Source organism: Bacteroides thetaiotaomicron VPI-5482, from assembly GCF_000011065.1.
In the GTDB taxonomy this organism is placed as follows: Bacteria; Bacteroidota; Bacteroidia; order Bacteroidales; family Bacteroidaceae; genus Bacteroides; species Bacteroides thetaiotaomicron.
Genome location: NC_004663.1, coordinates 4,603,789 through 4,629,760 on the forward strand (window position 1 = coordinate 4,603,789; position 25,972 = coordinate 4,629,760).

General features: G+C 41.8%; 16 protein-coding genes. 10 read left to right on the forward strand and 6 right to left on the reverse strand.

Annotation, left to right across the window (positions count from 1 at the left end):
- Positions 1–147 precede the first annotated feature (147 nt).
- The 4 genes from BT_RS17975 to BT_RS17990 all read left to right on the forward strand — a co-directional run bounded on the left by BT_RS17975 (position 148) and on the right by BT_RS17990 (position 6,496).
- The gene (locus tag BT_RS17975; protein WP_008762511.1) at positions 148–2,688 is read left to right on the forward strand and encodes a TonB-dependent receptor; all 2,541 of its coding nucleotides are present in this window, start codon (positions 148–150) and stop codon (positions 2,686–2,688) included.
- Between the two features lie 31 nt (positions 2,689–2,719).
- Complete coding sequence (locus BT_RS17980; RefSeq protein WP_008767130.1) at positions 2,720–3,553, forward strand: DUF5689 domain-containing protein; 834 nt, start codon at positions 2,720–2,722, stop codon at positions 3,551–3,553.
- 21 nt (positions 3,554–3,574) lie between these two features.
- The gene (locus BT_RS17985) at positions 3,575–5,539 is read left to right on the forward strand and encodes a DUF6359 domain-containing protein (RefSeq protein ID WP_011108883.1); all 1,965 of its coding nucleotides are present in this window, start codon (positions 3,575–3,577) and stop codon (positions 5,537–5,539) included.
- Positions 5,540–5,614: 75 nt separating this feature from the next.
- Positions 5,615–6,496, forward strand: a complete 882-nt coding sequence (locus BT_RS17990; RefSeq protein WP_011108884.1) for a DNA/RNA non-specific endonuclease — start codon at positions 5,615–5,617, stop codon at positions 6,494–6,496.
- A 171-nt stretch (positions 6,497–6,667) separates the two neighbouring features.
- Here BT_RS17990 and BT_RS17995 read toward each other — a convergent pair whose 3' ends face one another.
- Entirely contained in the window at positions 6,668–7,108 is a 441-nt protein-coding gene (locus BT_RS17995) for a hypothetical protein (RefSeq protein WP_011108885.1), read from the reverse strand.
- 1,687 nt (positions 7,109–8,795) lie between these two features.
- On the opposite strand from BT_RS17995, the gene BT_RS18000 reads away from it, so the two are divergent.
- Positions 8,796–11,357 (forward strand): outer membrane beta-barrel family protein, encoded by a 2,562-nt coding sequence (locus BT_RS18000; RefSeq protein ID WP_011108886.1) that lies wholly within the window; start codon positions 8,796–8,798, stop codon positions 11,355–11,357.
- A gap of 27 nt (positions 11,358–11,384) precedes the next feature.
- On the opposite strand, the gene BT_RS18005 is transcribed toward BT_RS18000, so the two are convergent.
- The 4 genes from BT_RS18005 to BT_RS18020 form a co-directional block, all read right to left on the reverse strand.
- The gene (locus BT_RS18005) at positions 11,385–12,749 is read right to left on the reverse strand and encodes a glucoamylase family protein (RefSeq protein WP_011108887.1); all 1,365 of its coding nucleotides are present in this window, start codon (positions 12,747–12,749) and stop codon (positions 11,385–11,387) included.
- 122 nt (positions 12,750–12,871) lie between these two features.
- A complete protein-coding gene (gene bglX / locus BT_RS18010; RefSeq protein ID WP_011108888.1) occupies positions 12,872–15,187 on the reverse strand; it encodes a beta-glucosidase BglX in 2,316 nt (771 codons plus the stop codon).
- Between the two features lie 30 nt (positions 15,188–15,217).
- Complete coding sequence (locus BT_RS18015) at positions 15,218–16,747, reverse strand: RagB/SusD family nutrient uptake outer membrane protein (protein WP_011108889.1); 1,530 nt, start codon at positions 16,745–16,747, stop codon at positions 15,218–15,220.
- 103 nt (positions 16,748–16,850) lie between these two features.
- On the reverse strand, positions 16,851–19,916 hold the full coding sequence (locus BT_RS18020; RefSeq protein ID WP_011108890.1) for a SusC/RagA family TonB-linked outer membrane protein: 3,066 nt from the start codon (positions 19,914–19,916) through the stop codon (positions 16,851–16,853).
- Positions 19,917–20,114: 198 nt separating this feature from the next.
- Here BT_RS18020 and BT_RS18025 point away from each other — a divergent pair, with 198 nt between their 5' ends.
- The 5 genes from BT_RS18025 (at position 20,115) to BT_RS18045 (ending at position 24,791) form a co-directional block, all read left to right on the forward strand.
- Positions 20,115–21,740 (forward strand): tetratricopeptide repeat protein, encoded by a 1,626-nt coding sequence (locus tag BT_RS18025; RefSeq protein ID WP_022472115.1) that lies wholly within the window; start codon positions 20,115–20,117, stop codon positions 21,738–21,740.
- 151 nt (positions 21,741–21,891) lie between these two features.
- Positions 21,892–22,248 (forward strand): DUF3244 domain-containing protein, encoded by a 357-nt coding sequence (locus tag BT_RS18030; protein ID WP_008762522.1) that lies wholly within the window; start codon positions 21,892–21,894, stop codon positions 22,246–22,248.
- Positions 22,249–22,442: 194 nt separating this feature from the next.
- Positions 22,443–23,207 (forward strand): hypothetical protein, encoded by a 765-nt coding sequence (locus BT_RS18035; protein WP_008762523.1) that lies wholly within the window; start codon positions 22,443–22,445, stop codon positions 23,205–23,207.
- 437 nt (positions 23,208–23,644) lie between these two features.
- Entirely contained in the window at positions 23,645–24,292 is a 648-nt protein-coding gene (locus BT_RS18040; protein WP_008767120.1) for a hypothetical protein, read from the forward strand.
- Between the two features lie 124 nt (positions 24,293–24,416).
- Positions 24,417–24,791, forward strand: coding sequence for a hypothetical protein (locus tag BT_RS18045; protein WP_008767119.1), 375 nt, complete (start codon positions 24,417–24,419; stop codon positions 24,789–24,791).
- 240 nt (positions 24,792–25,031) lie between these two features.
- Here the strand turns inward: BT_RS18045 and BT_RS18050 are convergent, their stop codons facing one another.
- Positions 25,032–25,922, reverse strand: a complete 891-nt coding sequence (locus BT_RS18050) for a carbohydrate kinase family protein (protein WP_008762527.1) — start codon at positions 25,920–25,922, stop codon at positions 25,032–25,034.
- Between the last annotated feature and the right edge of the window lie 50 nt (positions 25,923–25,972).

Consider the following 25,972-nt stretch of genomic DNA (forward strand, 5'->3'; position numbering starts at 1 on the left):
AAAAAGAAAACGGAAAAACAAGTATTATCGCCTATTTTTTCTTTGTTTTTTCTTGTAATATCCCTTTTTTTTTGTTGTTTTGTACTCTCGCTGTAATATAACTGTGAATTTTCGTGCTACAAATTAACACTAATAATAATTTAAATTATGAAACAAAGATTAGGAATAGTGATTGCATTGTTTTGTCTTTCGCCAGCTATTTTTGCTCAGCAGAAGGCCGAAAAGAATGCACGTGAAGATAATGCTTCTTTCACATTCACTGAATCGCAATTGAATGAAGATGATGATGCAGCTCAAAGTGCATCTGCTTTTGTCTCTTCCAACAATGATGTGTACCTTTCTAATGTCGGCTACTTGTTTAGCCCGATGCGTTTTCGCGTCAGGGGCTATAATTCGCAGTACAGCGATACGTATATTAATGGTGTTCTGTTCAATGATGTAGAAACCGGTCGTTTCAGCTATGGAATGATTGGAGGATTGAACGATGCGACACGTAATAAAGAAGGTATCGGTGCTTTTGAAATTAATAATTTCACCTTTGGCCCTATCGGTGGAGCTACTAATATCAATATGCGTGCCAGTCAATATGCAGCAGGATCAAAATTAAGTCTCTCCGGCTGTAATCGTAACTATATTCTGAGAGGTATGTATACCTATTCTACAGGTTTATTGAAGAATGGCTGGGCATTTACAGGTTCTCTCGGATATCGTTGGGCTAACGAAGGTGTTATTGAAGGTACATTCTATAATGCGTTCTCTTATTTTCTGGCAGCAGAGAAAGTCTTTAATGACAAACATAGCTTGTCTATAGCTACATGGGGGGCTCCTACAGAAAGAGGACAGCAAGGTGCCTCTACAGAAGAAGCTTATTATCTGGCTAATAGTCACTATTACAATCCAAACTGGGGTTATCAGAATGGTGAAAAGCGTAACTCACGTGTTGTACGCTCTTTCGAGCCTTCTGCTATCGCATCTTGGGATTTTGATATCAATAAAGAAATGAAGCTGAAGACAAGCGCAGGATTCAAATATAGTAATTATGGTACAAGTGCACTTGGATGGTCGGGCAATGCTGCCGATCCTCGTCCGGATTATTATAAGAAGCTGCCTAGTTCTATCTTTAATGTATATGATAAGTCGACAGTGCCGAGTGAAGATGAGTTGAATCTGTTCAATGAAGTAACAGAGCGCTGGAAAACCAGTAAGTCTACTCGTCAAATTGATTGGGATCAGATGTACTTTGCCAATCAGCAGGCCAATGCATTGGGAAAAGAGACCTTGTATTATCAGGAAGAACGTCATAATGACCAGTTAGCTTTCAATTTCAGTTCGATCTTCAATCATACGATTGACCAGCATAATAGCTATGTGGTCGGTTTAGCTGTGAATACTACTAAAGGTATGCACTATAAGAAGATGAAGGATTTGTTGGGTGGTGATTTATATACAGATGTTGATAAGTTCTCTGTCCGTGATTATGGTTATAACTCTTATGTGATTCAGAATGACTTGGACAATCCTAACAGACGTATCGGTGAAGGTGATAAGTTCGGTTATGACTATAATATCTTTGTAAATAAACAAAATGTATGGGCGCGTTATCAGGGTGATAACGATGGACATTTCAATTATTTCGTATCAGGTAAGATCGGATCAGCGCAAATTAGCCGTGATGGAAAGATGCGTAATGGTCGTGCTCCTAAGAAATCTTTGGGAAGCAGTGGCACAGCTAAATTCCTGGAAGGTGCAGTGAAAGCTGGATTTACATATTCTATTAACGGTAATCATTCATTGATCCTGAACGCCGGTTATGAGAACCGTGCTCCGTTGGCATATAACTCATTCATCGCTCCTCGTATCAAGAACGATTTTGCACATGGTTTGAGAACAGAGAAGATTTATAACGGTGAATTGACTTATCGTTTCAATACTCCTATTGTTTCAGGACGTGTCACTGGATATTATACTCGTTTTAATGATCAGGTTGAAATGGATGCTTTCTACAATGATAATGAAGCTCGTTTCACTTACCTTTCTATGAGCGGAATTGATAAGGAAAATTGGGGTGTGGAAGCTGCTGCAACTTTTAAACTCATGTCCAATCTGTCATTGACAGCTATCGGTACGTGGTCTGATGCCCGTTATATGAATAATCCTACGGCTGTTCGTACTTATGAAAGTGAAAGTGAATCTAATATTGACCGCGTTTATTGTAAAGGACTTCGTGATAACGGAACACCGTTGTCTGTATATAGCCTCGGACTGGACTACAGCGTGAAAGGTTGGTTCTTTAACGTAACAGGAAATTATTATCACCGTGTTTATCTGGACTTCTCTACTTACCGTCGTTTAGGTAGTGTATTAGGAAAGTATTCTGATGGCGCTGTAGATGCTAATGGTAATCCGGTAGGCTATAATGTACCGGAGCAGGAAGAATTGAATGGTGGTTTCATGCTTGACGCTTCTATTGGTAAATATATTCGTTTGAAGAATGGAAAGAGCCTGAGCATTAACCTCAGTGTGAACAATATTCTTAATAATACGAACTTGCGTACTGGCGGATATGAGCAGAACCGTGATGATAGCTATGATGACGGAGAAGCACGTACATATGTTTTCTCTAAGAACTCTAAGTACTATTATGCTCCTGCTTGCAATGCTTTCTTGAACATTGGATATAGATTCTAAATAAATGGGCAAATTAATACAAGGAAATGATATGAAAAAGATAACATTTATTTTATCTGCCGCGTTGTTGCTGACATTAGGCGTTTCGTCATGTATGGACGACTTTGATACGCCTGTGACAGGGAACGCTTATGGTAATAACACTATAAAAGAGCAACGGACTATTTCGATTGCTAATCTGAAGGAAAAATACAGTTCAGTAATTTCGGCAAATCAGTTTCAGACAGTTACTGAAGAAACTCGGATTTCCGGTGTAGTAGTAGGTGATGACGAAAGTGGAAATATCTACAAACAGCTGATTGTGGCTGATGAAACAGGAGCTATTGTGGTAGGTATTAACTCTACTGGCATCTATGCTAATTGCCCTGTTGGACAGAAAGTGGTGATTGACTGTGAAAACTTGAATGTAGGTGGATACGGAATGCAAGCTCAGATAGGTACTACCTACAAAGGAGCCATTGGACGTATGGACTTGGCTGTATGGTTGGATCATGTCAGAGTAATCAATAAACCTCAATTGTGGTATGACGAGCTTATTCCAATGGAACTTACCGGCGCTCAGCTGAAAGCTTATGATAAAGACTTGGCGCCTGTACTTGTGATGTTCAAGGATGTTACAATTAAAGAAGCGGATGGTACTGCTACTTTTGCTCCTGAAGATTTGAAGGATGGTGGTAATGGAGTAAACCGTACATTGGTGTTGGATGATAATTCAACATTGACGTTCCGTACCAGCACTTATGCTAATTTCTCAACCGAAGTGATGCCGACAGGTAAAATTAATGTGATAGGTATTCTGAGCCGTTATAATAGTACATGGCAAATTGTAGCTAGAACATATAGTGATATTCAAAGAAATAACTAATAAAATAAATATTCAACTATTATGAAAAAGATTCTAAATGCTTTATTCTTGACTATAATAACGTTAGTCACATTTAGTTGTAGTGATGTTCCTGCTCCTTATGATATCAATGGAGGAGGAAACGGCGAAGGACCTGCCTTGACTGGAGATGGTACGAAAGAGAATCCATATGACATAGCAAGTGCTATGACGAAACAGGATAACTCAGAAGCTTGGGTGATGGGATATATTGTAGGGTGCATTAATGATAAGAGTATTTCGACTGATGCTGTATTTGCACCTCCTTTTACAAATGCCGCAAATATTTTGATTGCTGCTGATGCGGATGAGACAGATTACAAGAAATGTATTCCAGTACAGCTAGTGTCTCAAACAGATGTTCGTGCTGCATTAAATTTGGTTGACAATGGTGGAAACTTGGGTAAAGCTGTTGTAATTAAAGGACAGTTGACGAAATATTTTGGAGTTGCTGGTCTTAAGAGTCCTACTGCTGCGGTTCTTGATGGTAAAGATATTGGAGATGGTGGTGACCCGGAACCTGGTGATAAAGATAATCCGCTAGGCTTGGACGATTCAAAGAAAAATAATACTTTTTCTGCTGATTTTGAAGATTTGGTAGCAAATAGTGATTATGAACTGGAAGGTTGGTATAATGTTGCTGTAGAAGGTGGTAGACGCTGGCAAGGAAAGACATTTAATAATACCACGACAGGTAAAACCGATAAATATATTCAAGCTACCTCTTATGGTGGTACTGGTGAAAAATTTGAATGTTGGTTTGCAACTCCTGCCTTTGAGGTGGATCAAGTTAAGGATAAAAAAGTATCTTTCGATTGCGCTGTATACAATTATGCAACTGCTTCTGCTAATTCTAAATTGGAAGTTTATTTCCTTCAATTAGTGGATGGTAAGATGGTTTCTACTGCGATAAATGTAGCAGGGATGCCAACAACAGATAATACATGGGTATCATTGACAGCAGATTTGAGTGCTCAAGCTGGTAAAACAGGATTTGTTGGATTTAAATATACAAGTACTAGCTCTTCTGAAGCGTTAAGTTATCGATTGGATAATATTAAAGCGGGACCAGCTGAAGGTGGAGAAGATCCTGATCCTTCAGGAGAAACTGTTGTAGTAACTAAAGATCAGTCTTATGAAGAAACCTTTGCCTCAGCATTTGGAAAATTTACAATAGATAATAAAGAACTGGGAGGATTAGAAGCTGTTTGGACGATTGATGCAAGTTATAAATGTGCAATAGCAAGTGCTTTTAAGGATGCTGCTGGTATTGTTGCTGAAAGTTGGTTAGTATCACCAATTATAGATATGACTTCTATATTATCTACAGATGATATTAATTTGTCATTTACTCAGATGTCCCAAAAACAGGGTGATGCAAATGAATATATGTTGAAAATTAAAAATGTAAGTGATAACGGGGCTTGGGAAAATCTAACGTTTGAACAACCGGAAGCCGGATTTAAAGCAATGTTAGTAAACATAAAGCTACAGGTTTATGCTGGTAAGAAAATACAGTTAGCATTTGTATATAAGAATGCTAAGACTGATTCTGCACCTAAATGGGAAATTCAGAATGTGAAAATTGGTGTAACACCAGGTGTGCCAGGTGGAACAGAGGATGATCCTTTAACTTGTGCAGAAGTGATAGCCTTGAATAATACTGCAGCAGGTCCTTATTATGTGAAAGGCTATATCATAGGTTTTGCAAGTAGCGCTACTAGTTTCGTGTTCAGCAATTTTACAGATAAGCAGAATACTAATATTGTTATTGCTGATTCAAAAACTGAGACTGAAACTACTAAGTGTGTTATTGTAAAATTACCCAATGGTGATATGCGTTCTGGGCTTAACTTGTATAACAACCCAACTAACTTAGGAAAATTAGTCTCTATTAAAAGTACATTGGGTGCATATTTTAAAGTACCAGGTTTAACTAATCCTACCGAATATAAGTTCGTTGAATAACTAATAACTGGATATAAGGTAATAAGGAGTATACTGATGTAATATAGTATACTCCTTTTTTAACAAAAATGAATTATGAGATTTTTTAATAGAAGTGTTGTTTTATTGATTTGTTGTACATTTTTCCTTGTATCTTGTAGCAAAGATGATGAAGATGAAAATAAAGAAAATATAGCATTTAGTCCTATTGAACTTCCTGCTTTACGCAATGGCGCTGATGATATTTTTTTATCTCCAACTACTACATTTAATGGTCAACAAGTAATTACTTATAGTATGGAGTATGACAAGAGTAAAAAGCACGCTCGTTGGGTGGCCTTTAAATATTATAATGTAACAGGACAAACAAATTGGAACCGTAATGACTGGAAACAGACAGAATGGGGTGGTGATCCTTGGCAATCTGATCCGAATATTCCCCAGGCTGATCAACGGGTACAAAGTGACTTTGGAAAGCAAGGTTATGATCGTGGGCATATTTGTGCTTCTTCAGATCGTCTTTATTCAAAAGATGCCAATGAGCAAACTTTCTATTATAGCAATATGAGTCCTCAGAAGAATTATTTTAATGGAACTAAGGGTATTTGGAATGATTTGGAAGGGAAAGTTCGTACTTGGGGGCGAAGTAGTACTTTTCGTGATACTCTGTATGTTGTGAAAGGTGGGACTATAGATAAAGAAAACCAAATATGGACATATATTGGTGGAGATAAATCGAAACCTGTTCCTAAATATTATTTTATGGCATTACTTTGTAAAAAGGGGGAAACTTATAAAGCCATTGGTTTTTGGCTAGATCAAAGTACTACAGTAAAGCCTGCATTATCTGAATGTGCTAAAACAATTGACGAACTGGAAGAATTAACAGGATTGGACTTCTTCCATAATTTGCCGGACAACTTAGAGAATGCTGTAGAATCTAAGTACGCAATATCTGCTTGGACCGGACTGCAATAGAATAAAACTTGTTTGTTATAGATATAATTAGACCTTCATCTTCCACTTCTTCCTATCGATAGGAGATTAAAGTGGGGGATGAAGGTTTTGGGTTATATAGGAATATGCTCTGATAGCTTAGTGTTATTGAACTCATATTTAAATAAGACATAGATTAGTTGTATAATGGTTTTATAACTTTTGTCTATTGCTGATCTTCATCCACAATTTTTCCCACCATCCACTTTCAGCTTTACTTAGCATATCAGAGGTTATCGTGATTATCTTTTCTCTTAACTTGTTCTGTTTGGTTGCCATCGCATACTGCCTTTCCAGCACTGAAATTCTACGCTTTTTGTATTGAAGGTCTTTTTCTTGTAGCTCAATGACTTCCATGTACAGTTTACACACTTCAGACTGATTGATACAGAGTTGTTCTAGTGTGCGGATATATCCTGTTGTGGGAAGATTCTTGCGCAGGTACATAAATTTCTGAAGGCTCTTTTCGTCTATGATAAGAGTAGTTTCAGTGAAATATGCGGTGATTGCTTCCATTTCTGCCCACAAACAGATGTCTTCTTCTTTGACTCCGTACTTGTGCGCCGCTTCGTCTATGCTAATCCATTTCGGCATAGTGTTTCTTTGTTTATGCGTTTAACAAAAAAGAGCGAATAACTCTTGCCAAGCATGGTGCAACAAGCATCCCTGCATTTTGCTTTCTAGTCGGAGGGTTATGGGGTATGGGGATTATGTAGGGGAACCGACCGGATACAAAAAAGACATGGATGCTGTTGAACCATTATCCGGTCTTGAGGTCTTAGCAAAACCCTTAGAAAGATAATGATAACAACAGACATCCACGTCAATCGTTTATATATAACACATCTATAACTGATATGTTGATATACAGCCATCCACGTGGAGTATCTGTTGTATCATCCCTCTTCTAAATGAAATTGCTAAGTTTCAAGACCGAGAGATAATACGTTATTTACTCCAATTAAGTTGTAAAAACCACTACCCGCTTATTACATCTCGCTGATGCGCAGAAAGTGTACAGCAAAGATATATGTTTTTTCGGAATAAAGTGGGAGAATGGGAATAAATAAAAGAAGTCTGGTATTTAGAATGATTTTTTGTGTTTAAGAGATGTTATTTCAAGGTGTTGTTGCCATTAATATCACTTAGCACATTTATCTCCTTCGTAAAGCAATGCTTTGTATCTTCAAAAGCTATGCTTTATGGTTGCTAAAGCATTGCTTTAAATAACCATACAGCAGATGTTACGAGTGTCGCCTTCACCTTCACTTTTTCCTCTCAACCTTTTATTAATCAGTGATCTCGGGTGAAGGGACGGCTATTCACCTAGTGAGTGGAGAAAACATTGTAAGTGTTTGAAATAAACTATCAATGGTTTGAAACAAACATTGGGAAGAAAAAAATAATCTATTAGCATCTTTTTATTAGGTTATAGCTAATACGAATATCATTATAGCAAAAACAAATTAGCTTATAGCAAAGTGAACGATGTCTTTATGATTACATATGAAAATTGGGTGAAGGATCGGTGAAGGGCGATATGCTTCACCCGTTATCACTTATGAATAAAAGGTTTCGAAGAAAAGGTGAAGGCTACCCTTCTATTTGAAAATTTATAGTATGGCGTATAAAAGCATCTGGCTTTGATGGGAAGGGGGCGTTTCAGCGCAAGAATTTCTGACATTATACAACTCATACAAGTTGCTTGGTATATGGTTGATGCAAGCTCAAGAGAAGGGAAATCAAGGTGATGCCTGCATGGAAGTGGATGTGCAATAAAATGAAAAACGATTCTCTGATATATCAGGAATTACTTGATATTAATGGCAAATAAAATATGGGTTCTAAATATAATACCTTTTAGTGTACAACTTAATCTCTTTTAGTGAATGAATTAATTCGTCTGCCTATAGGCAAAGTTGCGTTTGCCTATAGGCAACCTTTCGTCCGGCTATAGGCGGACGAAAAGATGCCTATAGCCGGACGAATTAATTTATGAATGCGGTGACGTTATTTTCTACAGAGAAAACCTTTATTCAATTATGCCGTTGTTCTTAAGATTTTGAAGATGTATTTATAATGTGCAGCCAAGAAAGACCTCTGCCATTCTATGACCTAGAAATCGGTTTCTCTTTTCGTATAATCTTTTTTATCTCTTCTTTTACGATTCTTAACTCCGAAGATTTCGTAACTATAAAGAAACCATCTACTTTTACCCCGTATTTGTAAGAAATTGAAAGAAACTTCGTCTAATAAACTAAAAACTAAAACGATTCCAAACATGAAACACAGATTGTTGCTACTATTACTATTCGTGTTCACCGCAGTGATGACAGGTTGGGCACAAAACTCCGCTATGCCGTCCTATACTGTCAAAGGGGTACTTTTGGATTCACTGACTCAGGATGGAGAACCATACGCTACTATTAAGATTACTAAAAAAGGAGCACCGGACAAGGCTGTCAAGATGGCGGTGACGGGTGCCAATGGTAGGTTTCAGGAGAAACTGAATGTAGGTGCGGGAGATTACGTCATTACTATTTCTTCGATAGGCAAGGCGCCCGTCACGAAAGAGTTCACTTTGAAACCATCGGTTAGAGTCATTGATTTGGGGACAATGCTCTCCGCTGAGGCTAATAATGAATTGAAAGGAGTGGAAGTCGTGGCGCAAAAGCCTTTGGTCAAGGTGGATGTAGACAAGATAGAGTATAATATTGAGGATGACCCCGACTCGAAATCGAACAGTATATTGGAGATGCTTCGAAAAGTGCCTTTAGTGACAGTGGACGGAGAAGACAACATACAGGTGAATGGTAGCAGTAGCTTTAAAATACACGTCAACGGGAAGCCCAACAATATGATGAGCAACAACCCGAAAGAGGTGTTGAAGAGTATGCCCGCCAATTCCATTAAATATATCGAGGTGATAACATCGCCCGGAGCTAAATATGACGCTGAAGGAGTGGGAGGTATTTTGAATATCGTAACAGTAGGCGGTGGATTCGAAGGATATACGGCAACATTCCGGGCAAATGCCAGCAACTACGGTGCCGGTGCCGGCGGCTACGCAATGGTGAAGCAGGGGAAAATGACTGTCTCTGCCAATTACAACTTTAATTACAATGACCGGCCCCGTGGATATTCGGACAGCTACCGTGAGAACTATGAGTCGGATACGGAAAAGTATCTTGAATCAAACAGCAGTTCCAAGTCGAAAGGCAACTTCCAGTATGGAAATTTGGAAGGCAGTTATGAGATTGACACCTTAAGGCTGCTGACGGTGGCTTTTGGAATGTATGGCAGCAATAGTAAAAATTATGGCGATGGATTTACCACCATGTATGGCGCTAACCATGAGGACATTGCCTACAGCTACCGGACCGGCAATCATGGAGATGGCTCCTGGTATTCCATCAATGGAAACATCGACTATCAGCGCACGTCCAGAAAGAACAAGCAGCGGATGATCACTTTCTCCTATAAGATCAATACGCAGCCTCAGACAAGCAATTCTAATACTGGCTATGAAGATATTCACGCCAAAGAGGAGGTGGACGACCTCGTGAAACGGTTGCTGTTGAAAAACAGCCAGTCGGACGGCAAAACGAATACCATGGAACAGACCTTCCAAGTGGACTATACAACTCCGATAGGCGAGTTGCATACCGTGGAGGCAGGTGCGAAATATATCTTCCGCCGCAATACCAGTGACAACAAACTATATGAAGCAGCCGGAGGAAGTGACGATTATTTATATAACGAAGACCGCAGTAGCGACTATCGTCATTTGAATCATATTTTAGCCGCTTATCTCGGATATACATTGAAATATAAGGATTTCACCTTCAAGCCGGGAGTGCGCTATGAACAGACTGTGCAGCGGGTGAAATATATCGTTGGACCGGGTGAGAATTTTCACACGAACTTCAGCGATCTGGTGCCATCCGTTTCTCTTGGCATGAAGCTCGGCAAGACTCAAAACATGCGTGTCGGTTATAATATGCGTATCTGGCGTCCGGGCATCTGGAATCTGAATCCTTATTTTAATAATCTGAATCCGATGTTTATCACCCAAGGTAACTCGAACCTGAAAAGTGAAAAAAGCCATGCGTTCGACTTGTCTTATAGCAATTTTAGTGCGAAGTTCAATATCAATGTGTCGCTGCGCCATTCTTTCAACAATAACAGTATTGAGAATATAAGCCGGTTGATTACGGCGCCCGAAGGGGAGATGTTTGACAATGATCCTACACACATAGCACCGGAAGGAGCTTTGTACAGCACTTATGCCAATATAGGAAAGAGCCGGAACACAGGAATGAGCTTGTATCTGAACTGGAACGCGTCTCCTAAAACGCGCCTGTACGTCAATGGCCGTGGAAACTACAGCGACTTGAAAAGTGAAGCGCAGGGATTGCACAATTATGGATGGAACGGTTCTTTCTATGGTGGCGTCCAGCATACTCTTCCGTTGAAAATACGGTTAAGTCTGAATGGTGGTGGTAGTACTCCTTATATTAATCTACAGGGAAAAGGTTCTGGCTATTATTATTATAGTTTGGGTGCGAGCCGTTCTTTCCTGAAAGATGAGCGTTTGAGCCTGAATGTGTATTGCAGTAATATATTTGAGAAATACAGAAGCTATAACAATCATACGGAAGGCGTAAACTTCCTGTCGAAGAGCAGCAGCAAGTGGCCGAGTCGTAGCTTTGGAGTCAGCATCAGCTACCGGATTGGTGAACTGAAAGCTAGTGTGAAGAAAGCTGCCCGAAGCATCAATAATGACGATGTGAAAGGTGGTGGCGGCGAAGGTGGGAATACAGGTGGAGGAGGTGGTCAGTAGACCACTTCCACGCACGCTGTGATTTCTTTATTTCTGCCTTACATCCTGCTTATTGGTATTGAAACCTAACTTGGTAAGTCCTGCTTGTACATCGGGATGACTCATGAAGAGTTTCCATAACAGCCCTGTCCGGTAATTCTCGATCATGACTGCAATTGGTCCCTGGTCGATGGCAAGGTAACGTTGCGGATACCAGTTGTCTGTTTCGCTGAAAGCATCGTAGAATCCGAAAGGACCGAAGACTGTGTCCCCCATATTATACAGGTGGCGCATCACTTGCATCGAATATTCCGGTGTATAGACGATGGATGAAAGGGCGGCGGTGGGAGAGATGACCCCTTTGTCATCCTGTTCATTCGGTGAATGAGCAGCGTATCCATCGACGGAATAGCTGGCAGTCAGTCCCCAGCAGTCCGGTCCGAAACCTTTGTAGTGTTTGGGGTTGCGGATGCAGTAAGCACGGTTCACTAATGTCAGATTGCGCATTTCGTGGAAGTAGCTGGGACAGTATTCGTCTTTCAGACCGACGGGGTCGAGTCCGAGGAAGGAGTATTGTGCCCAGAAAAGCGGTCCGGCTTCCGTGCCCTGATAGCGGAGATGCAGTTCGATGCCTTCCACTTTATGTGGGGAGACGATAGCTCCGTTCTGCGCCCAGCCATCGTGATAGACAGCTGCCGGTACTCCGTGGGTAGGAGAGGCTGCGGCAAGGATATACATAATCATACATTCGTTGTACCCATGTATGGGGAAGTCCATTTCCCAGCCATAGGTGGGGCTCCAGTGCCAGTATAGCACATTTTGGTCACCGTTGCGGTACCAGTTCCAGTCAACGTCTTTCCATATTTGGTCAATGCGTGCTGCCAGTGCTTTTTCTTTCTCATTACCGTTGATGTAATACTGGTGTACGGCGAGCAGTCCTTGCATCAGGAAGGCAGTTTCTACCAAGTCACCTCCGTTATCCTTCTGTCCGAAAGGTTTCACCTTTCCCGTATCGCCATACCACCAGTGCGGATATGCTCCGTGAAAACGGTCCGCTTTTTCGAGGAAGGAGACGATGCGCTCCATTCGTGCCAGACCTTCTTCGCGGGTGACGTACCCCCGGTCTATTCCGGCAAGGATAGCCATGATGCCGAAGCCGCTGCCGCCGGAAGTGACTACATTGGCATCATTCTGCGGATATACCCCGTCTACATGATACCGTTCGGGGGCAAGTCCGCTGTTGGGCTCGGCACCTTCCCAAAAGTAGAGAAAGGTGCGGCGCTGAACGGTGTCCATCAAGGCATCGTCCGTGAGCTCGGAACTGGCGGTGGCTGGTCCGCCGGTCTTGTTTTTGCAGGCTCCTGCTGTCAGTATCAGGCAGAGGAGCGAAATATAGAGAGATAGTTTTTTCATTGATTGTGGATTTAAATGAGAGAATAAAATTTAGGCATGGATTACACGGATTTCACGGTTTTAAGAGATTTCGCAGTTAAAGACCGTGTGAATCCGTGTAATCCATGCCTATTGTACGATTTTTATTTTAGCGTGAATCGTGCGGATTTCACGTCCCGGCTGTTTGTTCCGATCATTACTTCAAATTCACCCGGTTCTGCTACTAGTTGCAGGTCGTAGTTGTAATATCTCAGCATTTCCGGTGCAATCTTGAACCGTACAATTTCCGACTGTCCCGGTTCAAGGAATATCTTCTGGAAGCCTTTCAGCTCTTTCACCGGACGGGTAGTGCTGCCGACGAGGTCACGGATATAGAGTTGTACTACTTCCGATCCCGGCCATGTGCCAGTATTGGTGACCATTACTGCTGCCGTCAGTTCTCCCGTCATGTCGATGGTAGAACGGCTCAGGTCGATATCACCGTAAGAGAAGGTAGTATAAGACAGTCCGTATCCGAACGGGTAAAGCGGCTCATTGTCCACATCCAGATAATTGCTGCGGAACTTTTCGAACCACTTGCCTTGTGCCAGCGGGCGTCCCGTATTCTTATGTGCATAATACAGCGGAATCTGACCGACATTCTTCGGGAAACTCATTGTCAGTTTTCCACCCGGATTGACATATCCGAAGAGTGCGTCACCGATGGCATAAGCAGCTTCGCTGCCTCCGAACCATACGTTCAGAATAGCAGGTACGTGTTCCTGTTCCCAAGTCAGCGTCAGCGGGCGACCTGTGAATAATACCAGTACGACAGGTTTTCCGGTTTTCAGCAACTCCTTCAGCAGGTTTTGCTGTACATCCGGAATGTTCAGGTCTGTACGGCTGCTGCTTTCTCCGCTCATCTCGGAAGATTCTCCGAGAGCCGCAATGATAATATCCGACTGATTGGCTACCGTCAATGCTTCGTTCAGCAATTGCTCGTCTGTCCGGTTGTCACGGTTTAGTGAACGTCCGAACATCGTGGCACGTTCTTCGTAAGAGGCGTCGCTGATCAGATTGCTCCCTTTGGCATATAGGATGTTTGCTTTTCCGGCAGTCATCTCTTTCAAGCCTTCTACCAGTGACGGACAGCGGTCGAGTACGGCAGCTACGCTCCATGTACCCGGCATGTTTGTCCGGCTGTCGGCTAACGGACCTATCACGGCGATGTTACCTTTCGGGTTAAAAGGAAGAAGAGGTTCGGCAGGAGTTCCCGGACGCAGGGTCACGTTGTCATTCTTTAAAAGAACAAAGCTTTCTGCGGCAATTCTGCGGGCAGCGTCTCGGTGCGCTTTCGTAAAGATATCACGTGCCGGACGTTTTAAGTCGCAGTACTTGTAGGGATTGTCAAACAATCCCAGTTTATATTTTGCTTCCAGGATACGGCGGCAGGCAGTATTCAGTGTTTCCATAGAAACTTTGCCTTCCTGAATGGATTTCTTGAGTGTGCTGACAAAGCCTTCGCTCACCATATCCATGTCTACTCCGGCATTGATGGCACGTGCGGAAACCGTTTGCAGGTCGCCGATACCGTGGTCGATCATTTCGGAGATTCCGGTATAGTCGGTTACCACAAATCCGTTGAACCCCCACTGACCACGCAGTACGTCCGTCATCAGCCATTTGTTGGCGGTAGCGGGCACACCGTCTACTTCGTTGAACGAAGCCATTACACTACCTACACCGGCTTCAACAGCAGCTTCGTAAGGCAGCATATATTCATTGAACATCCGCTGGCGGCTCATGTCTACTGTGTTGTAGTCACGTCCGCCTTCCCCTGCGCCATACAGTGCAAAGTGTTTTACGCACGCCATGATTTCGTCATTCCGTTGCATGTCCTTTCCCTGATAACCGAGTACCATCGCTTCGGCGATCATGGCTCCAAGGAAGGGGTCTTCACCGCTGCCTTCGGAAACACGTCCCCAACGAGGGTCGCGTGAGATGTCCACCATCGGACTGAATGTCCATGAGATACCGTCGGCACTGGCTTCTATGGCTGCGATACGTGCCGATTCTTCTATGGCGGTCATATCCCAGGTGCAGGATAATCCCAGCGGGATAGGGAACATGGTTTCGTATCCGTGAATGACATCCATACCGAATAGCAAGGGGATGCCCAGACGGGATTGTTCTACCGCCTGTTTCTGCACATCGCGTATTTTTTCTACTCCTTTCAGATTGAACAAGCCTCCTACTTCGCCCCGTTTGATTTTGGCGGCGATGTCGCTGCTTTTGGCTTGTCCCGTAGTGATTTCTCCGGTGACAGGTAGGTTCAACTGACCTATCTTTTCTTCCACCGTCATCTTTTTCATCAATGCGTCGATGAAGCGGTCCATGTCTTGTGGCGACTTCTGCGCTGCCGCACTCAGGAAGCCGGCAGCGAGCAGCAGAAGTGAAAAAAATATTTTCTTATTTATCATATCGTTCTATCAGTTTGATTTGAATATTAATTAATAATCCGGATTCTGTACCAGTACTCCTTTGGACTTGTCAATTTCTGACTGAGGCAAAGGCAATAATGCGTTCTTATCCTGGTAGTTTACTTTCCCGGCAGCGTGCAATACTTCCGAGGCGATCCCCCAACGTACAAGATCGTAGAAACGGTCGGGCTCCAGCCCGAGTTCCACGCGGCGTTCGTGGCGGATGGCTTCCCGCAATTCTCCCTGATCGTTGGTCGTTATTTTGGGCAGTATATTCGTATTGGTGCCTCTGGCACGTGCACGTACCATTTCCAGATAATCCACCGCTTCTCCGGGGATATTCTTTTCGTTGGCAGCTTCGGCAGCCATCAATACTACATCCGAATACCGGATCAGGCGGATATTCACCCAAAAGCCTTTGTTGGTGTATTCCTTACGCAGTGCGGGGTCGGTATAAGCTTTTTTGTTGAAGTAAGCTCCCATAGCCGGAGAGATGGGGGATTCACCATAAGGTTCGTTGGTGTTTTCCGGGGTGATCGGCTCATCGTCCGTTTTGCGGAAGTAGAGCAGGGTGGCGTTTTTACGCGGGTCACCTGTCTCGTAGGCGTCTGCCATCAACTGGGTTGCCATGTGCCATCCCCAGCCTAAGTCCCACTGACCGGCTCCGCGAACGCCTTGCACTTCGCAGAATTGGCTGCCGATAACGTCACTCTGTGGAAGGGCGGCAGTGGCGGTACATTGCAGTTCGAATATAGAACCGCCGCTGTTCTCTCCGTCGTCGGTGAATATTTCGTTATACGGAGTTTTCAGATTATATAAACCTTTGTTGATAACGTCTGTAGAGGCTTTGTACATGTTGTCCCAGTCACTGCGCATCATATAGGTGCGGGCATGAAGTGAACGGGCAGCTCCCCAAGTCAGGCGTCCGGTATATTCGGTGCTCCATGTTTCGGGCAATGACTCTTCCGCAGTTTTCAGGTCGGTATCGATCTGCTCGTAGATTTTATCGGCGGTAGTCTTCGGGATGTTGGCTTCCGAGGCATCGTTGATCTTGTAAGTCACCAAAGGTACTTCGCCAAAAGCTCTCACTAGATTGAAGTAACAATAAGCACGGAAGAAAGAAGCTTCCCCTTTGTTGATGATATCTTCGGTTTCTGTTTGTCCGGCAGTCTCTTTCTCGGCAATGGCGTCGAGGATATCATTACACTGGTAGATGATGGCGTAATTCTTTCCCCAGTATGAACCTAGCAAACCGTTGGTCGGGGTGTATAAGAAGTCATCGTACATTTCGGCTACATCCGATCCGTCACTCGGAATACTTCCTTTCTCGGAGTCTTCGGAGCGTAGATAATGGATAGCAATGGCGGGAGTACCGGCGGTGATGTCGAAACTTCGCATCATGGTATAGACATTGTAGATTTTACCGTTGACCAGCGCATTGGGATTATCGTCTTCGGTGAATTGTCCCTGCGGACTCCGGTCCAGAAAGTCGCTGCAACTGCTTATCAGCAGAGCGGAAGCGGCAATAAAGGTGGAAAAAAGATATTTATTTAGTTTCATACAATTATAGATTTGATTCATTAAAGTTATATTCCGCATGGAAACCTGGCTGTGGCACCTTGCCACCCGCATGGAAACTTGGGTGTGGTACCTTGCCACGCCACTAGAAGGTCAGGTTGATGCCGAAAGTGTAGACAGCAGGTACGGGGTAGCTGCCGTCGTCTACTCCGAAGGTGGTGGCGCTACCTCCCAGTTCCGGTGTGTAGCCGGTGTTGTGCTTCCATGTCTTCAGGTTCTGTATGTTGACATAGACTTTCAGTGCCTGCAAGCGTATTTTGGCAAGGAGGGCCTTGTCGAACGAGTAAGCAAGTTGCACGTTACGGATACGGAAGAAGCTGCCGTCTTCGATGTAATACTCCGAATTCAGGTTGTTGATAGAATGTTTGGAGTTCAGCAACGGCTGGCTGTTGGAGGTACCTTCTCCGTGCCAGCGGTCCATGCGCTGTGACAGATAGTTGAACTGTGCAAAGTTATAATTGTCCCAGGTACGGAAAATTTCGTTACCGTGCTGTCCCATCATATCGATGCCCAATGACCAGTTCTTGTAGTTTACTCCGAGAGAAAGACCATAGGTGAAATCCGGTGTCGGGTTACCTATCATTGTACGGTCTTCCGGGGTAATCTTACCGTCTCTGTTCACGTCGGCGAATTTCAGATCACCGGGAGTGACTGTGGCAAGGGTATTTTCGGGTGATGCATCGATGTCGGCTTGCGACTGGTATACGCCTGCCACCTTGTAACCGTAGAAGAAACCGATAGGATAGCCCGCCATCGTGTAACTCTGCTGTTTGTCTCCGGCGATGATGGAGTATCCGTCCTGAACGAGGCTCTTCACCTTATTCTTGATGGTGGTCAGGTTGGCGCTGACAGAGTATCCCCAGTCACCGATCTGGTCACGCCAGCTGGCTGCCATTTCAACACCCATGTTTTCGATTTCTCCCAAGTTGCCGATGCCGGGTACTGTTCCGGAGATACCGGGCACTTCGGCAAGCAAGTCTTTGGTCCTCTTCTTATAATATACTCCTTCGAAGTGCAGACGGTTGCGCAGCACGTTCGTTTCGAAACCTGCTTCCCAAGCTTCTACTTTTTCCCAACGCAGATTGGGATTGGGCAGATAGGAGAGCTGGTAACCGGGATAGATAATGGACGGCTTGCCGAAAACAGCCGAGTAAGCATTTGACAACAGCGGTTCGGCGGGATAGGCCCTGTCCAGATTCTGATTGCCTAATGTACCGTAAGATGCTTTGATTTTCAACATATCGAGCCATTTGATATCCTTCATGAACTCTTCTTCGGTCATCAACCAACCGCCGCCTAGTGAGAAGAAGTTCTGCCACTCATTGCCGGTGTATGAGAAGGCGGAAGAACCATCGCGACGGAACGAACCGTTGAACAGGTATTTTCCTTTGTAGTTGTAGATCACACGTGCCAGCATGGATACCGTAGTCCGTTCCCATTGGGTACTTCCGTTGGTAGCTGTTGCTGCATCACCGATGCTGACAAACCATTTGTCCGGATCGTCAGGAATCACCAGACCGACACCTTGCTTGCGTGCTCCGTCCAGTCGGCTCAGTGAATTGTAATACGTCGTGAAACCGACTGTAGCGGTCAGGTTATGATTGCCGTGATCAAAACTATTGGTGTAAGTCAATAGATAGTCACTCTGCACTTTCGTTTCATTTTCCTTGAACTGGCTGACTTCTGTCTTGCCGGTTCCCAATGTAACTACATCTCCTGCGGCAGTATCGTCATACACCTTCATGACAGGCAGATATGTCCGTCCGTTGTTGGAAGCATAGTCCATGGAGAACATCGCTTTGAAGTTGAAATGTTTCAGGAAGTCCACTTCGCCATAGATATTACCCGATGCCCGGTAGTTTTCGGCTTTGGTCGTATTGGCTTTCAGATCGACGTCTACCATCGGATTGTTGATCTGTGCTTTCTGAAATTCGGGCAGAACACTGTATAAGCCATATTCCTTATTATATACCGGTGCGATAGGGGCAGCACGAAGAGCGCCGAGCACCTGTTTGGAGTCTGCCGGAAGCGTGCGTGCTCCGTTGAACTGGAAACCGACTTTCAGAAAGTCCGTGATCTTATAGTCATTACTTGCATTGATGGTCACTTTACTGAACTTCTCATGCTTGATGTTTCCCTGTTCGTGAGAGTAACCTACGCCCAGATAGAAACTGTGTTTCGGCGAAGCTCCGGTAATACTGATATTATTGTTGGTGATGAATGCAGTCTGGAAAATCTCATCCTGCCAGTTGGTGTTCGCGTTCCAGCCGCTGAAGTCGAACGGAGTGTCCTTCTGATTGGCAAGCTGTTCGCTGTATAGCTCCTGAAATTGCGGACCGTTGACCAAATCAACCTTATCTACTACTTTCTTGAAACCGAAAGAGGTATTAATGTTAACCAGTGTCTGTCCTTCTTTGGCTTTCTTGGTGGTGATGATGATGACACCATTCGCACCGCGAACACCGAAGATAGCCAGTGATGACGGGTCTTTCAGGATCTCCATAGATTCGATGTCCTCCGGATTAAGGAAGTTGATATTGTCATTGAATAGTCCGTCTACCACGTACAACGGTTTGTAGCCATTGATGGAGTTTGTACCACGGATACGGATTTCGGGGTCGGCACCGGCACGTCCGGAGTTTACGATTTGTACACCTGCCACTTTTCCTTGTAAGGAAGATAATGGGTTCGTTGCAGGTTTGTTGGCAATTTCTTCTCCTTTGACGTTGGTAATAGAACCTGTCAAGTCTCTTTTCTTCGCGCTACCGTATCCGATAACGACTGTCTCGGCTAGTACCTGCGAATCTTCTTTCAGGGTGACGTTGATCACATTCTGTGCTCCTACCTTGACACTCTGTGTAGTCATTCCTACATAGGAGAATACCAGTACGTCTTCTGGGGTGACAGAGATTGAATACTTACCGTCCATATCGGTGATGGTTCCGGTGGAAGTTCCTTGTACGAGCACCGATGCACCGATCAGCGGTTCATTGGCGGCATCTGTTACCGTACCGGTCACTGTCTTTGTTTGTGCAAAGGCGGATACGGAGGTCAGCAACAAGCAAGTGAGCGCCACTATGCTCTTAAACCTGATGGTTTTCTTCTGAAGATCTTGTAAAAGTCTAGTCCTCATTGCATTAAATTTTTCCATTCGTTACTATTTAGGTTGAAGTTTATTCTGCCGTCTTCCGGCGAAAGTAACAAAGTGAACAAATGAAAGGCAAAAAAGATTAGGGAAAGAGAGAGAAAGGGCAATTTTAACATTGTAATTATGATGTGTGAAAAAATTATTTGTCTTTTTGTTGCTTGTTTGTTTTATTCTATTTACATTTGTAAAACGAAACGAACTATGAAGCTACTTCTTTCTTATATTATAGGGTTGTTCCTGATTTTGTCTCTCTCTGCTTGTCATGATGGAGGTAATGCAACTACTCTTTTACATCAGGCAGACTCACTGATGCAAGAGTTCCCCGATAGTGCCCTGTCTCTCCTCGAATCCATTTCTCATCCTGAAAAGTTATCCGGCTCTGAAAGAGCTGATTATGCTATATTTTTGACACGGGCAAGGACTAAGTTGTATGTTCATGAGTCAAGTGATTCATTGATTCGGTTTGCAGTAGATTATTATAAAAGAAGTTGGAATAATGAGCGTAAGATGCAAGCCTATTATTATCGGGGTTGTGTGTATCGAGACATGCGGTGTATGGATTTGGCGGTAAAAGATTTCTTGCAAGCATTAAAGGTAATTCCTAAAGAGAGCGAGTATCTTTATTTGGGGGCCATTTATGAGAATCTGGCGGGATGTTATGCGGAACAAAATCTTTATAAGGATGCTATGCACGCCCATCATAAAGCGCATGAAATTTATATTAAGCAAAAGAAAGATGATGGTCTATTTTATGCTGTTAGAGGGATAGGGTATGTTTTTATGCTTCAACATCAATTGGATAGTGCTTTGGTCTATTATCAAAAAGCATTGGATGTTGCAGAGAATATAGGGGAAGATTATTATAAATCTATAATATTGAGTGAATTGGGAATTTTGCATAATGAAAAAGGGGAATTTCAAAAGGCTAACCAATATCTTTCTGCATCTATATCTTCTGCACCAACTGGTACTAATTTATTTTCTGAATATCTTCGAAAAGGTTGTATCTTACGTAATATCCATCAAATGGACTCTGCACGGTATTATTTGAATTTGAGTAAATCTTCTCCTTATATATTTAACCGTGGAGGAAGTTATGGAGAATTATATAAATTGGAGAAAGAAGAGAAAAATTATCCAGCAGCTATAGCGGCAGCTGATTCTTTTATTTATTATCTAGATTCAATTTATGATACAACAAAGGCAGCTGAGATAACTCGTTTGGCTGATCAATATGAAATCGAATTTTATCAGCAAAAAATTGCGGGAAGATATAAAATTGAGGTCTTATCACTTTTGCTGTTATTTATTATTGGAGGAGCGATTTCTCTTTGGATTGATAAACGTCGAAAAAAGAAGTATCTTGAGTTACAAAATCAATTAATGAAGAGTCGTACAGATATTCTATCTGGGGACTTTGAGGATCAGGGTAATGCTGAATCTGATTTTATGAGGATGTTGGAGCCGAGTTTAGAACTTTGTCTTCAGTTGTTTCGAAGGACAGAAACCCATGAGAAACTTCTTTCTTTGGAGAAAAAGATGGGCGTTGCTACCTCTTTGAGTATTCATGAAGGACAGATGATTTGTGAAAGCATTTATGAAACTTTTGGCGACATTATGCTTAAATTGAAAATTCAATATGCTGATTTAACTAAAGAAGACTTGCTCCATTGCGTATTTTTCTTATTGGGTTGCTCCAAAGAAACAATCTTATTATGTACACGTGCTTCTGAAGGAGCATTTAAAAGTCGGAAAAGTCGCATGAAGATTAAGTTAGGAGAAGAATTCTTTGAATGGATGACTATACGCCAATATCTTGTCTCATAGGTGTTTATGTTGGATTGTGACATTCCTGTAACTTTTCTGTAACTTGCAGTCGAGATCCATAGTTATCTTGTAACTTTATTGTGACCAGGCATCTGAATTTATTTAAATCTTATCCCTTACATTTGTATCATAACCAATAAAAATAAGTATTATGAAAGCAAAACTATTATTATTACTTTGTTGCTTATTTGCGATTGAAGGATGGGCAAATTCAAATGATATTCATTTACTAAAAGATAGCCGCTCTAATCCTATGGGAATACCTATTCAACCTACTTATGAGAAATGTGCTATTCTCTCTAATATTCTTAATGTAAGCTTCGGTAGAGCAAAAGATTATGCTATCATTACTGTAACGAATAAAGCTACAGGTGAAATTGTACATTCCAAAACTTATCACAACACTAGCATTGTCATGATTGATATGTCTTCTTGTGAAAAAGGAGAATATACTATTCATATAATTTTGAATGATTGTTTGTTGGAAGGTACATTTACTGTACAGTGAAACTGAACTGAATAAGGTAATGGATAAATGTACTTTTAGTCTTAGTGACAAGAAGTAACTTTTTGTGTTCCTTTTCTGTATAGTCGATATTTCTAATTGTAAAATTTTAAGTTAGAGGAAGGAGGTAATTTCCTTTGGGATCTGTTATTTATTATTGTTGTAACGTATTTATCAACCTTTAAATTCAATCGGTTATGAAAGCAATTTTTTTTATGTTTTTATTATGTTGTATTTGCTGCTTATCATGTTCGGATGAGCAAAATACTCTTTCAGAAGAACAGAATGTTATTGAGAATAAGACTTTTGAAAAAGTGAGTAGTTTAGAATTGAAACAACAACTACTGGATTACTTGAATAATTCGGTAAAAACAAGAACTACTTTTAATAATGCTGAAATGAATTACGATTTAGGTATGCAAGAAATTTTGCGTCCACAAATCCAAACCTTCGGGGAGGAAATGATAGTTGTACGAAGTAAAATGGATGCTAATAATATAATGGCATTTTATAAAGAGAATGGTGTTATTGAAAACTGTCTTATAATTGAATGTGCACAAAATGCTGAAGATGCACTTGAAGAAACTATGTTCACATGTTATGATAGTAACAATATTCCTATTTTTAAAGCAATGGTTAATAAAAGAAATAATACATGTAATGTTCTTGAAATATATGATGGACTTGATGATCTGACAGCCCGTGGTGGAAATTGGGGGTGCAATGTATCTCTTGGCTTGGCTGGTGCTTTATGGTCAACCGCTTTTGGAATGGTTACGGCTGGTGCGGGATTTGTTGTGGCGGTTGGTTGGTGTGTGTTACAAACTTGGCTATGTAGCTCCCGTGTAGTCTCTCGCCCTCCAACGGAAATACAAATAGATACAATAGAATTTAAGCCGATGGAAAGAGATGATGATAGTATAGCGAGAGACACAATAGGTAAACTATTGCCCCTGCGTTGATAATTATTTAATATGTACAGTAAATGAGAAATAATATCAAATTAGCATTGTTTTATATTTTAATATTAGGTCTGTTCTCCATTCTTTTATGTACAGAAAATAGTATTTGGTTTTCTGCTTCTATTGCAATGATTTGTACATCAACGGGAGTTTGCATAGGACAACTTATTAAGAAAAGAAAACGATTTCATGCTAGTACTGACAAATTATGGGTTCTATCAGGACTGTTTTTATTATCTATCATAATTTCATTATGCATTTATTTCTTTTTTGATAATAACCCCAATAAAGTGACATATATTTTACTGATGAATCTAGTTCTAGCTTTAGGTTCTATATTGTATATCTATATCACTAGAGAAAAAACATAAAATAATTAGTCGTATGAATTGATAATTAGAATATTTCAATTCATACGACTTTTCAAATATAGTATTATGAGAAAACTTATTTTATTTTTCCTATTTGTGTTTTCTGTTACAGTAGGATTTGCACAGAGTTTTTCCGGAGATAAACTGTTTATTTCGGTAGATGGTGGAAAAGGTGTATTGTTCGGTAAGTCAAACTTGTCACCTTTTGGTGTTAATTATCGTGGGGAATATAATGGAGGCTTGACGTGTAATGTGAAGACACTCTATCGAATTGATAAATTTTGGGTTGCCGGATTAAAGTTTAATCTCTCCGGTACTTCTGCCAATTATACACTTGATGATGAAACGAATGTAGCTGACAATGTAGAACTTTGGTATTTAGGACCGCAACTTGGATTCAAAATTCCAATAACCGAAAGAACTTTAATTAGTTGCGTATTGGGAGCCGGATATCTACATTATCGGGATGAAGGTCGAAGTAATAGTGAATTTAAATGTACTTCCGGTGCATTGGCCGGGAATATGGACTTTCTGGTAGAATATAAATTGACAGACCACCTTGCGGTAAACGGAGGCTTTTCTGTTTTAAGTGGAGACTTTAAGAAGATTGAAATGACAGCCGATGAGAAAAAGGAAACACTACGTCCAAACAAATTGGATAGACTCTATATGAGACGTCTTGATTTTCAGTTAGGACTAGTTTTCTGCTATTGAACATCTTAGGTCAAAAGATTAGCTGGATAGAGTGAACCTTGAAAGATATTTATTACTTTTGAGGTAAAGCTTGGTTTAGCTGAAAGGTATACGAACAGTCTGAATAATAAATAAAAATAGAACAATGAAATTCATGAAAAAAAATAGGCCAGATGTGATGATTATTATACTGCTTATTCTTTGGGGAATATATGAGATATTCGTAGTACCCTTTGAATATGATACTTTGGTATCTATTTTTGTTGGCTTTAATTTGGTGTATCTTTTTCCTTGGTGCTGTAAAGAAACAAGTGCTGAATATTTAAAGATAAGAAATGCTGCCTTACAATATGCTTTCACATTAATCATTGCAGTACTTTGTGCTTTAAAGATTGTCGGAGTTCTGTGTGAACGTATGTTTGATGTTGATGGTCTGAAAATGATATTTATTGGCGTCTTCTTTCAAAGTGTCTATTTCCTGATTGTTAAATTTAAACGTTCGAAGATACATGAAAGGTAATATTAAATTGGCATTATTCTTTGTTCTATTATTGGGACTCTTTACCATTCTTTTATGTACGGAAAGTAGTCGTTGGTTCTCGGCTTCCATTGCAATGATTTTCACAATGAGTGGTGTTTTTCTAGGGCAACTTATTAAGAACAGGAGAAAAAAGTAGTTAATAAACAGAGCGCTGTTTCATCCTTTTTCAAGATAAAACAGCGCTCTGCTTATTGATATTAACGCCTGTATGGCTCTCTTTTAGTACATCTGCTCCGCAGTCTCCATACATCGAATAACATCTTCCTTATTTCCACAGAAAGGACCGGATTTCTCGATCTTCAGCGTAGACATGGCGGCAGCAAACCGACCTGCTTCTTCGATGCTCGCACCCGATACCCGTTGATACAAATATCCGATAGTATAAGTATCTCCACAGCCGGTTGCATCTACTACTTGTCCGGGTTTATAAGCCGGAATGCGATAAAAATCCGTACCGTCGTAAATGAGAGACCCCATACTTCCTAAAGTGACTAATACTTCTTTCACTCCCCATTCGTGCAGTTTACGTGCGGCCTCATGCGGATCGGAAAGTCCTGTGAGCACTTCCATTTCGTGCTCATTTACTTTAAGGAAATGAATATATTGCAGAGCTTCCCGCTTGTCAGTCCAGTCTACCGGGTATACGTGCGTATCACGTACTTCACGCAGGTATCCTTGCGAATCGACAGCTATCAATCCTTTCCGGGATAACTCCTTAATCACTTCTAAAGAAAAATCATCTGCTAACAGCGAACCAAGATGATAAATTTCCGCCTCTATCTCCTGAAGCTGGGAAGCGGTGAAAGGATCGGCTTTAGCCAACACACGTTGTGTACGGTCATCCGGATTTTCTCCATAGATGTTCTCGAAGTATACAGAGTGCTGGCTGGGTAATGCGGTTACGCTGATGCCTATCCCGCGCAGCTGGTCTACTACTTTCATTTCCGTAGCGCCGACTGCTGTCACTAATGCATAATCTATGTCATTGAAATGGCGGATAGCGTGTGAACAATAGAAAGCTGTGCCTCCAGGCATATAGACTGTGCTTTGAGGAGTGACTACCTTATCCAAAGTGATATGGCCGATGCAGCAAAGTTGATGTTTCTTCATATATGTAATCAATTAAAAAGCCCCCAAGATATTTCTTGAAGGCTTTCTAG